The organism is Verrucomicrobiaceae bacterium (genome assembly GCA_016713035.1).
Classification (GTDB): domain Bacteria; phylum Verrucomicrobiota; class Verrucomicrobiia; order Verrucomicrobiales; family Verrucomicrobiaceae; genus Prosthecobacter.
The window spans coordinates 661,177-677,132 of the sequence record JADJPW010000001.1; the positions used below are offsets into that span (position 1 = coordinate 661,177).

Consider the following 15,956-nt stretch of genomic DNA (forward strand, 5'->3'; position numbering starts at 1 on the left):
ATGTTTCGGGCTACTTCACCAGCCTCACCAGCAGATCCTTGCTCTCGACGCTTTCGCCGATTTTGATGCAGATCTCGCTGACGGTGCCGACACCGGGGGAGGCGACAGCGGCGAACATCTTCATGGCTTCAAGCGTGAGGAGGGTTTCGCCTTCTTTGACTTTTTGGCCGACGCTGACGGCGATGCTGGCGACCATGCCGGGCATGGGGGCTCCGACTTGAGTCGGATCGGCGGGATCGGCTTTGGTTTTGGTGACGGCGTTTTTGGCGAGGGCTTTGTTGGTGACGGTGGTGTGGCGTGGGTAGCCGTTGAGCTCGAAGATGGCGGTCTGCTGGCCGGCGGCGTCGGGCTCGGTCATGTTGAGGAGGCGGACGAAGAGGGTTTTGCCTTCTTCGAGGCTGATGTGGATCTCTTCCTTGTCACGCAGGCCGTAGTAGTAGGCGGGCGTGGGCAGGACGGAGACATCGCCGTGGGCCTTGCGGAAGTCGGCGAACTTCAGGAAGACATCGGGATACATGAGGTAGCTCCACACATCGTCCTCGGTGGGCTTCTTTTTGAGCTTCTGCTCCAGCTCGGCGCGGACGTCGGCGAGGTTGATCTTCGCGGCGTGGGTGCCGGGGCGGCCTTTGATGCGCTTGCCACCTTTGCCGACGATGGCATCGGCGAGCTTGTTCCACTTTTTGCGGCTGTCGGCGGCTTTGTTGGCCTCCATGCCGTAGAAGGGCTCGCCCAGCCAGCCTTCGAACATGCTGGTGACGTCCTTGCTCCACTTCGTGCCGGTGAGGTTGAAGATGTCGGTGGGCTTCACGCCACGGGCGACGCACTCGATGGCGAGGTCGCCGACGACTTTGCTGGATGGCGTGACTTTGACGATGTCGCCGCAGAGTTGGTTCACCTCGGCGTAAGCGTGGGCGATCTCCGGCCAGCGGGGGCCGAGGCCCATGCCGTGGGCTTGCTCTTTGAGATTGGTGTATTGGCCGCCAGGCATCTCGTGGAGATAGACCTCAGCGGTGCCGTAGGGCTCTGCGGTGTCGAATGGCTTGTAGAAGGCTCGGACGGCAGCCCAATAGTCGCTGAATTCCTGCAACGCCTCGGAATCGAGGCCTGTGTCACGCGGCGTGTGCTGCATGGCAGCGACGAGGGAGTTCAGGTTCGGCTGTGAGGTGCCGCCTGAGAGCGAGCTGATGGCTGCATCGACGACATCGACATTGGCGATGGAGGCCTCCAGCAGGCTGGAGGCATTCAGGCCACTGGTGTCATGCGTGTGGAAGTGGATCGGCAGGCCGACTTCATCCTTCAGGGCTTTGACGAGCTTTTTCGCGGCAAAGGGGCGGACGAGGCCGGCCATGTCTTTGATGCAGAGCATGTGTGCACCCATCTTTTCGAGCTCCTTGGCGAGGCGGACGTAGTATTGGATGTCGTACTTGTCGCGCTTCGGATCAAGGATGTCGCCGGTGTAGCAGAGCGTGCCTTCGCAGATGCTGGTGGTGTCTTCACGCACGGCCTGCATGGCGGCGGTGAGGTTTGGCAGGTAATTCAGCGAGTCAAAGATGCGGAAGATGTCCATGCCGTTCTCGGCGGCATGTTTGATGAAGCCTTTGACGACGTTGTCGGGGTAGTTCGTGTAGCCGACGGCATTGGAGCCACGGAAGAGCATCTGGAGCAGGATATTCGGCACCTTCGCACGGATCTGGCGTAGGCGCTCCCAGGGATCTTCGCGGAGGAAACGCATGCTGACATCGAAGGTGGCACCACCCCACATTTCGAGGCTGAAAAGGTTCGGCGTGCGGCGAGCGACTGCATCCGCCACGGCGAGCATGTCAAAGCTGCGCATGCGGGTGGCGAGCAGCGACTGATGCGCATCACGCATGGTGGTGTCGGTGATGAGCAGGCGCTTTTGCTTGGCGACCCAGTCTTTGCAGAACTTCTCCGGGCCCATCTCGGTGAGTAGGTCTTTGGTGCCTTTGGCCGGTGCGACGCGGTGGTCACTTTTCGGAATGGGCGGAGCGATGGAGACGGCGTCGAGTTTGTGGCCTTTGGAGAATGGATTGCCATTCACAATGACGTCCGCGAGGTAGTTCAGCAGCTTCGTAGCGCGGTCTTTGCGTGCGACGAACTTCAGTAGTTCGGGGTTGTTATCAATGAACCGCGTGGTGGCCTGTCCAGCGCGGAATTCAGGGTGATGCACCACGTTCATGATGAACGGGATGTTCGTCTTCACACCACGGATGCGGAACTCACGCAGGCCGCGGTCCATGCGGTCGAGCGCCTGCTCATAGGTGCGGGCAAAGACGGTCATCTTCACGAGCATCGAGTCATAGTAAGGCGTGATGACTGCATTCGTGGCTCCGAGAGCTCCATCGAGACGGATGCCGAAGCCACCTGCGCTGCGGTAGGTCAAAATTTTGCCAAAGTCGGGTGTGAAGCCGTTTTCGGGGTCTTCGGTGGTGATTCGGCACTGCACGGCGAATCCGCTCTTCTCGATCTTGTCCTGCACGGGCAGTGCGAGAGGCTCGTCATGCATTTTGTGTCCCTGAGCGATCAAGATCTGGCTGCGCACGATGTCGATGCTGGTGATCTCCTCTGTCACGGTGTGCTCCACCTGAATGCGGGGGTTCATCTCGATGAAGAACCACTCGCCGGTCTCGTGATCGACGAGGAACTCGACGGTGCCGGCGTGTGTGTAGTTCACTTCGCGGGCCAAATTGACCGCCGCATCGCATAGCCTGTCGATGATCTCTTGTTTCACGCCATAGCTCGGCGCCTGCTCGATCACTTTTTGATGGCGGCGCTGCACGGAGCAATCACGCTCGTGCAAATGGAGCACGGTGCCGTGTTTATCGGCCAGGATCTGCACTTCGATGTGCTTGGCCTTGCCGACGAATTTTTCCAAAAAGACGGCTCCATTGCCGAAAGCGCGTTCCGCCTCGGTTTGGGCCTCATCGAGCAGTTTTTCGAGATCTTTAGCATCACGCACGATGCGCATGCCGCGACCACCACCACCGAAGGCTGCCTTGATGATGAGCGGGAAGCCGATTTTTTTCGCCACAGCGATCGCCACTTTACGGTCACTCACGGGCTCGTCAGTGCCTTCGAGGATGGGCACATTCAATTTGCGGGCCACATTGCGGGCGGCCGTTTTGTCGCCCATCATGGTCAGAATCTTCGGATCTGGCCCGATGAAGATGATGCCAGCTTTTTCACATGCCTTTGAGAAGTCTGGATTCTCACTGAGGAAGCCGTAACCAGGGTGAATCGCGTCCACGCCCTTTTCTTTGGCCAATGCCACGATGCCTTCGTAGTCGAGGTATGCACCGAGTGCTCCTTTGTCTTTGTTCAATTCATAGGCCTCATCTGCTTTGAAGCGATGCGGACAAAAGCGGTCCTCCTGCGCATAGATGCCGACGGTGCGGATACCCAGCTCCGTAGCCGCCCGCATGACGCGAATGGCGATTTCAGAGCGGTTCGCGACCATCAGTTTTCGGATCGGGCGGATGGCGGGGCCGGAGATGCGAAAGGCGGTATCAGCGGGAGTCTTGGGCATGGTGTTTTAGGGGGCAAAAAGGGCGGCTATTCTCCCGTGATTTCCCCCCGTGGCAAGGAGGACGATGCAAAGACCTCTAAAGCGATGAAATAGTGCCTTTTTCAGGAGCTCAGGACCGCCGCCCGATGACCAGCGTGGAAATGAGCAGCCCCACCACGACTCCTGCGAGGGCGATGAGCCAGAAATTCCCCGTGGTATCACTGACCGGTGAGCGCACATTCATGCTGAATAGCCCCGTGAGCGCGGTGAGCGGCAAAAACAAGGCCGCAAGCACATTGAGCCGGTGCGCCGTGGCAGCCATGCGGCGGGCACTGGCGGCCTGCTCCTCCGCCTGCTTCACCTGGGTGAAGTCCAGACCGAACTGCGCATCCTGGAGCAGCAGCTCGGCATTCCGCTCGATGCCTGCGGCCTGGTCGCGTAGATTGATGATGTCGCGGTCACTTTTCACGAAATCCCGTGCCTGCTGAAGCGCCCGATGCAGTCCCCGCGAGCTGCGCAGCACCGGTGCGATGGCCTCCAGCACCCGGTGATACTCACCCGCTGACTGGGCGACGTGCTCCGCCTTGTCCAGCTCATCGAGTCGGGAGCTGAAGCCCTGAAGGTGGTTTTGCAGGCCCAGCAGGCCACCTGCATCGGGCGAGGATTTCCAGACACCATCAGGCTGCCGCCAAAACAGAGCGGGCTTCCGTGAGGCGTCATCTGGGCCAGGAATCTGGTGCAGGATGATGAGTAGGTGCTGCTCCTCCAGGATGGCACGCTGCATGCCGGGCTCGCGACCGACACGGTTGCGAATGGCTTCGGGGATGGTGGTCCAGAGTTTCGGCAGGAGGGAGATTTCGGGCTTCATGATCGGGAGAGCTCGGATGAGCACGGCCAAGAAGAGCAGGCGGCGGCCATGAAGGCCACGGGAAAGTTTCCTCCCGTTTCCACCTGAAGAGTGACCGGGATCAGCCTGAATCTCCTCCTTTTAGGACTGAGATGCCAGCTGGCCAATTTGACCACCGTTTCCAACAATATCCCTGCATGCCTAGTTGCAGTTTCCCCGGAAACGAGGCAGCACTCGCCGCACCCACCGAGACATCTTTTATGCGCTTATTTACGACACTCCCCTTCCTCGCCCTCCTCTGTGCTCCACTCGCTGCGGCGGAGTGGACGATCTCGACTTTCGCAGGCACCGGGGTGAAAGGCGGCACGGGCGATGGCGGCCCCGCCACCGCAGCCCAGATCGACAATCCCTTTGGCGTCGTGCGTGGGCCAGATGGAGCCATCTGGTTCTGCGAATACACGGGCCAGCGCATCCGCCGAGTCGCCCCAGATGGCACCATCAGCGCCATCGCAGGCACAGGAGCCAAAGGATACAGCGGCGATGGCGGCCCGGCTCTCCAGGCCACCTTCAATCTGCCGCATGAGCTGCGTTTTGATGCCGCAGGCGATCTCTACGTCGTCGATATGACCAACCACGCGGTGAGAAAGATCGACCTCAAGACCAAAACCATCTCGACCATCGCTGGCACCGGGCAGGCGGGTTACAGCGGCGATGGTGGCCCTGCCGCCAAGGCGCAGTTCAAGCAGCCTCACAGCATTCAGTTCGGCCCTGGTGGCGATTTGTTCGTCTGCGACATCGGCAACCACGCCATCCGCCGCATCGACATGAAAACGGGCCTCATCAGCACCTTTGCAGGCACAGGAAAAGCCGGCCAGACGCCTGATGGTGCCCCCATCGCCGGCACCCCGCTGAAAGGCCCACGATCCCTCGATTTCGACAAAAATGGCAATCTCTGGCTCGCCACCCGCGAGGGCAATCAGGTCTTCAAACTCGACCTAAAGGCGGGAACGATCCACCACATCGCAGGCACGGGCAAAAGCGGCTTCACCGGCCACGGTGGCCCTGCCAAAGAGGCCACTCTCAGTGGCCCCAAAGGCATCTCCATCGACTCCGCTGGCAATGTCTGGCTGGCTGACTGCGAAAGCCACAGCATCCGCATGATCGACATGGCTACGGGCAAAATCGAGCTCATCGCCGGACTGAATCAAAAAGGCGACGGCCCAGACGGCGACCCACTCGGATGCAAAATGGCCCGTCCACACGGAGTCTTCTGTGACGCCGACGGCACCGTCTTCATCGGTGACAGTGAAAGTCACCGCGTCCGCCTGCTCCGCAGGAAATGATGCGGAAGAAAACACAAAAAGTCACTCAGCCCATCTCCCCTACCCTCTCCATGCGTGCCCGTATCATCAAAGACTTCCGCTTCGAAGCGGCCCAGACCCTGCCGAATCTGCCCTGCGAACACAAATGCACCAAGATGCACGGCCACTCCTTCAAAGTGGAGATCGCGATCGAGGGTGAGGTCAATCCAGCCATCGGCTGGGTCTATGACCATGCAGAGATCAGCCGGGCGATGAAGCCGCTGCTCGACCTCCTCGATCACAGCTATCTCAATGAGATCGAGGGGCTGGAAAATCCCACGATCGAGTACATGGCGGCCTGGCTTTGGAAAAAGCTCGCTCCTCAGCTCCCAGGATTGTGCGAGATCGTGATCTACGAGACACCGAGTGCTCGCTGTGTCTTCCGGGGTGAGTTTTGAGCGAGAACCGCCGTTTCACCTTCTCAGAGCATCCACACACATCGCCCCGCTATGTCTGATGCAGCTCCTGTCCACATTCGTCTAGCTCTCGAAAAAGACCTCCCACTCCTGCGACAGATCACAGTGGACTCCTTTGGTGGCGTCTCGCTCGATCAGTTGTTGGAGCAAAAACTCGGCCGCTGGAGTGAGCGTGATTGGCGGGCTCGGAAGGCAGCGCATATCGACGATGACTTCACCGCACAGCCGGATGGCTGCTTCGTCGCGGAGCGTGATGGCGAGATCCTGGGCTACATCACTGTGCGGCTGGATACGCTGAACTCACGCGGCCGTATCCCGAACCTCGCCGTGGTGGAGGCCGCACGCGGGCTCGGTCTAGGCAGGCGACTCATCGTCTATGCTCTGGATTTCATGCGGGCTCGTGGGATGAAGCTGGCGCAGATCGAGACGATGGCCTCCAATGCCATCGGGCAGCATCTCTATCCGAGCTGCGGCTTTGAGGAGGTGACGCGGCAGGTGCATTATGCGATGCGGCTGTGAGCGAGGGCTTTTTTCCTGCTTCCATGCCTCACGGCTCCGGCTAACATCACGGAGCCCACTTTTTCTCTCATCCTTCCCATGCCTCCTGTCCGCAAAGCTGTCATTCCTGCCGCCGGTTACGGCACACGCTTCCTCCCCATCTCCAAAGCCGTGCCCAAGGAGATGCTACCCCTGGTAGATCGCCCTGTGATCCAGTATGTCGTGGAGGAGGCTGCCGCATCGGGCATCACCGACATCCTGATCGTCATCTCGCGGTCCAAGCGGGCCATCGAAGAGCACTTTCATCCCGCAACGGAGCTAGAGGCCGAATTGGCGATGAAGAACCGCGTCAGCGATCTCGAGGACCTGCACCGCCTGCAAAATCTGGCCCGCATCCACTACGTCTGGCAGCCGAAGATGGGTGGCCTGGGCGATGCCATCCTGTATGCACGCGATCACACGGGCAGTGAGCCCTTTGCCGTGCTGCTGGGCGATACGGTGGTGACTAGCGCTGGTGAAAAACCTGTCACCAGGCAGCTCGCGGATGTGGTGGAGCAGCACGGAGGCAGCGCTGTGGCGCTGCAACGCGTGGAGCCAGATAAAGTCAGCCGCTACGGCATCCTCGGTGGGCAAGAGATCGCGCCAGGGCTGGTGCGGGCAGATGTTTTCGTCGAAAAACCAAAGCCTGAGGATGCTCCATCGAATCTAGCCGTCAGCGCACGCTACGTGCTGAGTCCCCGCATTTACCAGCACCTGGAGACCACCGCTCCGAGCAAAGGCGGCGAGCTCCAGCTCACCGATGCGATGCGCAGCCTCATGCGTGAGGAGGCCCTGCACGGACTCGTCTATGACGGCAAACGCCACGACATCGGCAACAAGCTCGATTTCATCAAGGCGAACCTCCACTTCGGCCTCCAGCGTGATGACATCGCCCCAGCTCTGATGGACTACCTACGCACCCTGGTGAAATGACGATGGCCGCATGCCGATCCTCAATCCCCAACACAGCACCCTGGCGTGTGTGGCTACGGCATGCAGCATGCCTTTTGCTCCTCTGTGCCTGTGATGACCCGCAGCAGCGTGCGCTCAATGATGTCGCGAAACGTGGCTACAGCCTCAGTGTGGCAGAATTTCACCGCGCAGCGGAAAAGGGCGATGTGGGAGCACTCGAGTCGTTTTTAGCCGCCGGCACCGCGATCGACGTAGCAGACGCAGAGGGTGTCACGGCGCTCTCTTCAGCCATCGCGGCAAAGCAGGGCGCGGCGGCAGATTTTCTCATCGGCAAAGGCTGCCGCCTCACTGCAGCACCCGCTGCAGAGGCCTCCACACTGCTACTCGCCGCCAGCGCAGGTGACGCCGCACTAGTCACCAAATTACTGCCTGCACACCGCCCCGAGCAAGTCGTGGAGGCACTGCTGGCGGCGACACGGCAGGGCCACTTTGATGCCGTGACAACGCTCCTGCGTGATGCCAAGTCACAGCTACGTCCCCACACCGCCCCTACCCTGCTCCTCGCGGCTGAAAATGGCCACATCGACTGCATGGATGCCCTGCTCCAAGCTGGCGCAGATGCCGACATGCATGACAGCACCACAGGCATGACGCCGCTGCATCTCGCCGCGAAAAACGGCCACCTCGAAGCTGTGCGATTGCTCCTGCGCAATGGAGCAGACCTCTTCGCCCTCACCCAGGAGGGGAAAACCGTGTGGGAGACCGGTGCAGAGGCTCTACCGGCAGACATCGCTGCTCTCTTGGCAGAGGCAGACCAGGCTCTCGCTGCCGCACCACCGCCACCACGCATCACGGACGCCCAGATTCTGGGCACGCTCATCCTCACAGACACGCATCTCACCGAGCTGCCCTTCCGTTTCACCGACATGGATGGCCGTGCAGCGGTGCTCCAGATGAATGAGGGCGGCCCAGCGCTGCACGTCCGCCCCGGCGAGCAGATCGGCACCACGCCCTGGCAGCTCGTGGAGCTGCGCACCGCCAGCCCGGCACTGCCTGCCGCGCTCCAGCCCGCTCTTTTCATCAGTGACTCACGCGATGGCCGCCGCCACCTGCTCATCCGTGGCCGCGCTGCCTACGGCACACCACTGGCTGCCACCGTGCAGGTCACAGGCACGGAGACTTCTTATGAAGCACGGCCAGGAGATGTCTTTTCACTCCAAGGTGAAAAAGTGACCGTACAAAGCGTCACGCGTGACCATCTCGTGCTGGTGGACATTTACGGAGCCACCAAAGAGATCGCCTGGTAGGAACGTGGTCACTCACCGCCTTTCAGGTCATGAAAATGAGCCGAAATGCCCTGCATCTAGTGCCATTCATGTTTCGTTCTTAGATTCCTATGTTGTGCAAGACACTCTCCCGGCTCGGCCTCACCTTTTCAGCCCTTTTCATCCCTCACGCACTGCTCCAGGCAGACGCACTCACGCCGCTGAAGTACAATCACCCAGGCCTCGTCGTCGATCTAGGTGTGGGTTTGTGGGCATGGCCGCTGCCGATGGACTTTGATGGGGATGGAGACCTCGATCTCGTCGTGAACTGCCCGGACAAGCCCTACAACGGCATCTACTTCTTTGAAAACGCCACGGGTGACACCGCGAAGAACAAAATGCCCGTCTTCAAGCCCGCCAAACGCATCAGCAAAGGCGCTCAAAATGTCCAGGTCAGCTACATCGACGGCAAACCGGTCGTGCTGACTCCTGGATATGCGCATCCAGACTTCCTCAAATCCGGCATCGAAAAGCAAGTGAAGCTCGGGCCACCGACCAACATCCACATGAACAAAGTCCGCGCCAACATGTGGCGCAGCGCCGACTACGATGGAGATGGCAAAAACGATCTCCTCGTCGGTGTCGGCGACTGGACCGAGTACGGCTGGGACAATGCCTACACCACCGATGGACGCTGGATGAATGGCCCCCTGCGCGGCTATGTCTATCTCCTGGCCAATACCGGCACCAACGACAAGCCCGCGTATGACAAGCCAAAGAAGCTCATGGCCACCGATCGCCCCGTGGAGACGTATGAATGGCCATCACCGAATCTCGGCGACTTCGATGGCGATGGGGATCTCGATCTGCTCTGCGGCGAGTTCCTGGATGGTTTCACCTATTTCCAAAACACCGGCACTCGCACGAAGCCAAAGCTCGCGCTCGGTAAGCGCCTCCAGACTGCCTCTGGCGGGTATCTCACGATGGATCTCGAAATGATCACCCCCACCGCCATCGACTGGGATAAGGACGGCGATCTCGATCTCATCTGCGGTGATGAAGATGGCCGCGTGGCCTTCATCGAGCACACGGGCCAATATGCTGCCCAGGTGCCCATTTTCGCGGCACCACGCTATTTTCAGCAGGAGGCCGATCAGGTGAAATTCGGCGCTTTGGTCACGCCCGTGGGATTTGATTGGGATGGCGATTCGGACACGGATCTCATCTGTGGCAACACAGCGGGTTATGTCGCCTTCATCGAAAACCTGAGCGGAAAAGGCGTGGAGACGCCGAAATGGGCCGCGCCGGTGAAACTCACCGCTGGCGGAAAAATCATCCGCCCGATGGCTGGCCCGAATGGCAGCATCCAGGGCCCCTGTGAGGCCAAATGGGGCTACACCACACAAACAGTGGCCGACTGGGACCTAGACGGGCTGCCAGACCTTCTTTTGAACTCCATCCTGGGCAAAGTCGTGTGGTTCGAAAACATCGGCACACGCCAAAAACCGCAACTCGCCGCCGCACAGCCCATCCATGTCGAGTGGAACGGATCACAGCCCCGTCTGGCTTACGGTTGGCTGCGACCGGAGGGCAAATCCCTGCTCACTCAATGGCGCACCACACCCGTCGGAGTCGATTGGAACAAAGATGGCCTCACCGATCTCGTGATGCTCGATCAAGAGGGCTTCCTGGCCTTCTTTGAGCGTGCGAAGCAGGGCGACAAACTCGTCCTCAAGCATCCGCAGCGTGTCATCTGCGCTGCCGCAGATACAGCGAGGACAGGCATGCTCGATCGAGTGCTGAGCCACCTCAAAGTGAAGACGCCTGTCGCTATGTCGCCCGGCCAGCCGCTCCAGCTCAACTCCGGCATCGCAGGGAAAAGTGGCCGCCGGAAAATCTGCATCATGGACTGGGACCAAGACGGCCAGCTCGACATCTTGCTGAACTCCGCCAACGCCAACTTCCTCCGCCAGCAAAGCCAGCGCGATGGCAAATGGTTCTTCACCGACATGGGACTGCTCTCTGACGCCAATATCGAAGGCCATGACGTCAGCCCCACCACAGTCGATTTCAATGCCGATGGCATCCCCGATTTCCTCGGCGGAGCAGAAGACGGACACCTCTACTACATGCGTAATCCGCAGGCGAAATGATGCGGTCGCCCGTGAATCGACATCGCTAGCCTGGATTTCTCACACATTTTCAGGAACGAAGTGCTCAGTTCTCAGTGCTCAGTGGCAATCACCAGGAGCAAATCAACTGACCACTAAGCACTGAGCACTCCGACGAGGCGGACACGAAAACAGACTGAGGTGTTTTTTACCCAGAGTGTGAGGAATGCAGGCTAGGGCATTACTTTTTCCCTTTGCCCTTCTTTCCCTTACCGGCTTTTGGCTGCTGCTTGGGGATCACGCTCTCCCAGGGCTCGACATTGGCTCGTTTCGCGTAGGTGTCATACATGGCGATCATTTGCTTCACTCGCTCCGGCTCTGCGGCACTGAGATCATGCTGCTCGGAGCGGTCTTTGGCGATGTTGTAGAGTTCCCAGGGCTTGGCGTGTTCAGCGACGAGCTTCCAGTCGCCTTGGCGGACGGCGCGGTTCCCCTCGTGCTCCCAGTAGATGGCTTCGCGCTCGATTTTGCCGCTAGAGAAGAGTGGTGCGAGGCTGCGGCCCTCCATGGGCTTCACATTCGCAGGATAAGTCGTCTTGGAGAGATCGACAGCCGTGGCCATGAGGTCGATGAGGTGGCCAGGGGTATTTTCCAGCTCTCCATGCCGCTGTATACCTGCGGGCCAATGCGCGATGAGCGGTGTGCTGATGCCGCCTTCATGCACCCAGTGCTTATGCTTGCGGAAGGGCGTATTCGATACGGTAGCCCAGGCCTCGCCGTAGCCGATGTAGGTGTCACCAGCACCAGCCATGACGCCTTTCCCCTGCCGCATGGGGTAGCCGTCGCGGGTTTGTTTCGGGATCATATCGGGCTGGAGATACTCTTTACTCAAAGGCGGCAAAGTAGCTGCATCCGCACGCTGCGGGCCTTTCCCCACACGCCCCATGTTTTCTGCGCAGCCGCCATTGTCCTGCAAAAAGCAGATCAGCGTGTTGTCATACTGACCAGCATCTTTCAGCGCCTGCACGATGCGGCCGATGCCCTGATCCATGCTGTCCACCATGGCCGCAAAGACCTCCATATTGCGCTGATCCCACTCCCAGAACTCCTTCTCCCCCATCTGCGCTGGCAGCGGCCAGTTGGTGGTGCTGGAGGCATGGATGACGCCTTCTTGGAGCATGTTTTCGTAGCGTGCCTTTCTCACAGCCTCGTAGCCAGCGGCATAGCGCCCCTTGTATTTCGCGATGTCTTTTTCTTTCGCATGCATCGGCCAGTGAGCCGCTGTGTAGGCGATGTAGAGGAAGAAGGGCTTTGCCCGATCATGCTCGCGGATGAAGCGGCTGGCATGATCGCTGATGGCATCCGTGTAGTAGTAGTCGCTGGCCGGATACTCCGCATCGGTGAAGGGCGAGATGAAGCTGTTGTCGCGAGTGAGCGTGTTCGGGTCAAAAAAGCTGCCAGCACCGTGGATGGTGCCGTAGAAGCGGTCAAAGCCACGCTGGAGCGGCCAGTTGTGCTTTTCGGCTTCGTTTTGCGGTTTCGTGACATTGGTGACATGCCATTTGCCGACGGCGTAGCTCTTGTAACCAGCGGGCTTCAGCGCCTCAGCGATGGTGACGCATTTCCGGCTCAGATTACCGCGATAGCCCTCCATCTGCCGGTCCTCCATCATGTGGCCGATGCCCGCCTGATGCGGATATAGCCCGGTGAGTAAGGATGCACGCGTGGGGCAGCACCGCGCGGTGTTGTAGAATTGCGTGAAGCGCAGCCCGCCCTTCGCTAGCGCATCGAGATTCGGCGTGTCGATCTCGCCGCCATAGCAGCCGATGTCGGAAAAACCCATGTCATCCGCGAGGATATAAATGAGATTCGGCCGCTGCTCCGCAGCTGAAGACGCGTGAATCACCGAGCAAAGCGCCAGCGCCAGCACCGTGAAGCGCATGCGGCCATGATTGAGCAAACGACGTGTGGCAGTAGCGAATGAGGAAGGAAGGACAAGCAGTGGCTCCATAGAGCGGAGGGTAACGCAGCGAATGATTCCGGCTTTCGGAGCACTACGTCCGTGCACATGCCCGGAGATGGCCTGCATCATCCCGCGAGCGAGCAGGTGGATGCCTCCGTGACCTCTGGGAGACTTCGCAGAGCATCATCGCTGCGCAGGCGGAGCAAGGCAGATAAGGTGAGGCGATTTGAAGAGACGAGGTGGACGATTTTTCTGGCCAACGCCTGCATCACAGGAGCTGCGAAGCGCTGGGACCACTCGCGGAAATCCCGCAGCGCCCACAGGCACATCACCCAGGCACCAGCCCCCTGCCAAAGCTCGCCCGTATCGGCCATGACGATGATTTCACGATCCGCATGGAGCTGACGAATCGGCGGACAGCGCACCGAGGCCTCTGGAGAGTCGTAAGGCAGAAAATCGATCTGCACATACGCTGGCTGACTCATCAGCCAGCGACGCACACTGCTGCACAGGCCGCAGCGTGCGTCGTAGAAGATGGTGAGGGTGTTCATGGCGTGCGATGTTTTATGTCCATCCGGCAGCGGGTATAAGCGGCAACGGCACCGGTGATGCATGCTAGAACTCCGTAAACCGATAAACCGCCAATCAACTCCGCTTCCAATTTCAAATCACCCCAAATTGAAGCGATGCTCAAGCCCACAAGTATGTTGGCTATTGCACCAGCGACCCCACACAGGCCCGCTGTGCCTGGAATTCGAAGCTTAGAATGATCTGGAACGAGCAAATCTACTGGCAAAAAAAACACCAACCACGCAAACAGAATGACGATTCCAGAAACTAAACCAAACAAAGCGTAGAGCCTCCAATCTGGAACGGGCGCAACTCCCATCTGAATGAGTAGAATCAAACATGACACTATCCACACCACCAGATTGACTACGATCCAAGCCAAGGTCATCGCCAAGAAAGACAGTCTGGCTTTTCGAAGAAACGTTTTCATAGTGTATCCAAAGCGTTTGGAGTTTTACCCACACGCATCATGGGAGCGACGGGCGGCGGCAGGTGGGCGATGTGGCCGCGTTTGCGCATGCGAGTGAAGACGTAGAGATTGAAGAAGTGCATGCCGCCCAACAGGAGTAGCACGACGCCCATTTTATCGCTGAGCAGCTCAAAAATGCCACGTGCTCCGAGCACTTCGTCCGTGGTCTTTAAGTAGAGGGATACAAAGCCGATGTTGATGAGGTAAAAACCGACCACGAGGAGGTGATTCACGCTGTCAGCGAGATCGGTGTTGCCGTGAAAGCACTCGATCAGAAAGATGCGGCCATTTTTATGGAGGGTGCGGGCGACCCAGATGGTCATGCTGACTGCGAGGGCGAGGTAGAGGGCATAGGTGATGACGGTTTCGTTCATAATGTGGTTCCTTTCATGGGTGGGTTGGGTGTTTGTGAGATGAGGCGGATTGCCTCAAAAGAGTCCGAACAAGCCTGCGTGCTGCGAGCAGCGTCGAGCTGGGCGTAGGGCGATGCGCTCTGGGCGCGGCGGTTGATTGGCGGGGAGCTGTACATCCCAGGCGAGGCCGCAGGCACGCAGCGTGGCGATGAACCACCAGCCTGGATCATGCTGTCCGCTGCCCAGTCCGAGGCGGGCACTGCGTGGGTAGGCGTGGTGGTTGTTGTGCCAGCACTCGCCCATGGTGAGAAGGCCTAGCTTGGGGAGATTGTATCCCTGCACGGCATGGCCACGTAGGTGCCAGTCACGCTGACCGTGATTATGGGCGAAGTAACCGATGAGCCAGTGCCCCGTGAGGGAGGTGACGATGCGCACCGAAACACCCCACACGATCCATGCACCGCCACCGCAGTAGCCCAGCACGCAAGCCAGCGGGAGCTGCTGGAGCATCCAACTGCGTTGCACGAAGCGATAAAAGGCATCCTGGGCGATGTGGGGCTCTATTTCGAGACGCGGCGGGTGGTCCAGGCGGATCTCGCAATGCAGATTCCACCACCCATCACGCCAGATGGAGGCCTGATGGATGAAGAAGGGATGGCAGCGGCCATGACGCTGCGCCCAGTCGCGTATCTCATGCAGGTAGATCATGTCAAATGGCCCACCCATGCCCACGAGAGTGCCTAGATAGACCAGCGCCCGCTCCAGCCAGCGCGGACACTGAAAACTGCGATGGATGAGCAACCGATGCAGCCCGACGGTGTGCCCCAGGCAGAGCGTGCTGACGGTGAGCACCGCACTTAGCAGCACGGGAGCCCGCCCGAAGGTCCACAGGCCACCGATGAGGGCGATGAGGAGGTGGGAAGTGTACCAAATCGACTTCGCAGGGCTCCATTGCACTACTCCTGCCATGGGGTCAGTTTCTGGACCTCGTGGATGCATCCGGGTGATTTCGTGCGCAGCGCTCATGATATTAAATTCTGTTATTTCAGTTATTTGTGAAACTTTAACTCAAAAAAAGGGAACCTGTTAGCTGAGGAGCTTCATGGCCCATTGGAGGGCAGAGGCGTGTTTCATGCTAGAGACGGTGTCGGAGACTTTGATGCCGAATTCGACGAATTCCTGGAGTTCCTTCATCTGATGATGAAACTCACGGCCTGCGGGCGAGGGGTCGCTTTGCGTGCGTTCGGAGCAGGATTTCAGCACTTCGAGAGCGGGGACGATTTCGCGACGTTTGCGCTCACGAGCGATGATGATGAACATCTTCCAAACGTCCTTTTCTGCTTGGAATACTCCCGCCGCTCGCCTTTGCGATGGATGATCTGAATGAGCCCCCAGCCGACGAGTTCACGCAGATTGGTGTTGGCGTTGCCACGGCTAATTTCGAGCTTTTCCATGATCTCGTCCGTGAACATGGGCTCAGGTGCCGTCATGAGCAGGGCGTGAATCTGTGCCATGGTGCGATTGATGCCCCAATGACTGCCCAAGGCGCCCCATTGGGCGACGAAATCGTCGCGGGCGGCTTCCCAGGGTGAATTTGGCGCTTCAGGCATGTTTTCAGATAGTTCTGAA

General features: G+C 59.2%; 13 protein-coding genes and 1 pseudogene. 6 read left to right on the forward strand and 8 right to left on the reverse strand.

Annotation, left to right across the window (positions count from 1 at the left end; all coding sequences use genetic code 11):
• Positions 1–10 precede the first annotated feature (10 nt).
• Both IPK32_02815 and IPK32_02820 read right to left on the reverse strand, forming a co-directional pair.
• Entirely contained in the window at positions 11–3,544 is a 3,534-nt protein-coding gene (locus tag IPK32_02815) for a pyruvate carboxylase (protein MBK8090947.1), read from the reverse strand.
• Positions 3,545–3,653: 109 nt separating this feature from the next.
• A complete protein-coding gene (locus tag IPK32_02820) occupies positions 3,654–4,391 on the reverse strand; it encodes a hypothetical protein (protein ID MBK8090948.1) in 738 nt (245 codons plus the stop codon).
• 239 nt (positions 4,392–4,630) lie between these two features.
• Between IPK32_02820 and IPK32_02825 the strand changes: the two genes are divergently transcribed.
• From IPK32_02825 to IPK32_02850, 6 genes are all read left to right on the forward strand, one after another.
• Positions 4,631–5,713 (forward strand): hypothetical protein, encoded by a 1,083-nt coding sequence (locus IPK32_02825; protein ID MBK8090949.1) that lies wholly within the window; start codon positions 4,631–4,633, stop codon positions 5,711–5,713.
• A 50-nt stretch (positions 5,714–5,763) separates the two neighbouring features.
• Entirely contained in the window at positions 5,764–6,129 is a 366-nt protein-coding gene (gene queD / locus IPK32_02830) for a 6-carboxytetrahydropterin synthase QueD (protein ID MBK8090950.1), read from the forward strand.
• A gap of 51 nt (positions 6,130–6,180) precedes the next feature.
• Complete coding sequence (locus tag IPK32_02835; GenBank protein MBK8090951.1) at positions 6,181–6,666, forward strand: GNAT family N-acetyltransferase; 486 nt, start codon at positions 6,181–6,183, stop codon at positions 6,664–6,666.
• Positions 6,667–6,744: 78 nt separating this feature from the next.
• The gene (locus IPK32_02840) at positions 6,745–7,617 is read left to right on the forward strand and encodes a UTP--glucose-1-phosphate uridylyltransferase (protein ID MBK8090952.1); all 873 of its coding nucleotides are present in this window, start codon (positions 6,745–6,747) and stop codon (positions 7,615–7,617) included.
• Between the two features lie 74 nt (positions 7,618–7,691).
• Positions 7,692–8,903 carry an ankyrin repeat domain-containing protein gene (locus IPK32_02845; GenBank protein ID MBK8090953.1) on the forward strand — a complete coding sequence of 404 codons (1,212 nt, stop codon included), beginning with the start codon at positions 7,692–7,694 and terminating at the stop codon, positions 8,901–8,903.
• Positions 8,904–8,992: 89 nt separating this feature from the next.
• Positions 8,993–11,014 (forward strand): VCBS repeat-containing protein, encoded by a 2,022-nt coding sequence (locus IPK32_02850; GenBank protein ID MBK8090954.1) that lies wholly within the window; start codon positions 8,993–8,995, stop codon positions 11,012–11,014.
• A 199-nt stretch (positions 11,015–11,213) separates the two neighbouring features.
• Here IPK32_02850 and IPK32_02855 read toward each other — a convergent pair whose 3' ends face one another.
• The 6 genes and pseudogenes from IPK32_02855 to IPK32_02880 form a co-directional block, all read right to left on the reverse strand.
• On the reverse strand, positions 11,214–12,914 hold the full coding sequence (locus IPK32_02855) for an arylsulfatase (protein ID MBK8090955.1): 1,701 nt from the start codon (positions 12,912–12,914) through the stop codon (positions 11,214–11,216).
• 146 nt (positions 12,915–13,060) lie between these two features.
• Positions 13,061–13,486, reverse strand: a complete 426-nt coding sequence (locus IPK32_02860) for a DUF393 domain-containing protein (protein MBK8090956.1) — start codon at positions 13,484–13,486, stop codon at positions 13,061–13,063.
• A complete protein-coding gene (locus IPK32_02865; GenBank protein MBK8090957.1) occupies positions 13,483–13,935 on the reverse strand; it encodes a hypothetical protein in 453 nt (150 codons plus the stop codon). Before IPK32_02865 ends, IPK32_02860 begins: the two co-directional genes overlap by 4 nt.
• Positions 13,932–14,348, reverse strand: coding sequence for a hypothetical protein (locus IPK32_02870; protein ID MBK8090958.1), 417 nt, complete (start codon positions 14,346–14,348; stop codon positions 13,932–13,934). Before IPK32_02870 ends, IPK32_02865 begins: the two co-directional genes overlap by 4 nt.
• A 54-nt stretch (positions 14,349–14,402) precedes the next feature.
• Positions 14,403–15,326, reverse strand: coding sequence for an acyl-CoA desaturase (locus IPK32_02875; protein ID MBK8090959.1), 924 nt, complete (start codon positions 15,324–15,326; stop codon positions 14,403–14,405).
• A gap of 87 nt (positions 15,327–15,413) precedes the next feature.
• Positions 15,414–15,937: pseudogene (locus tag IPK32_02880) on the reverse strand (transcriptional regulator).
• Between the last annotated feature and the right edge of the window lie 19 nt (positions 15,938–15,956).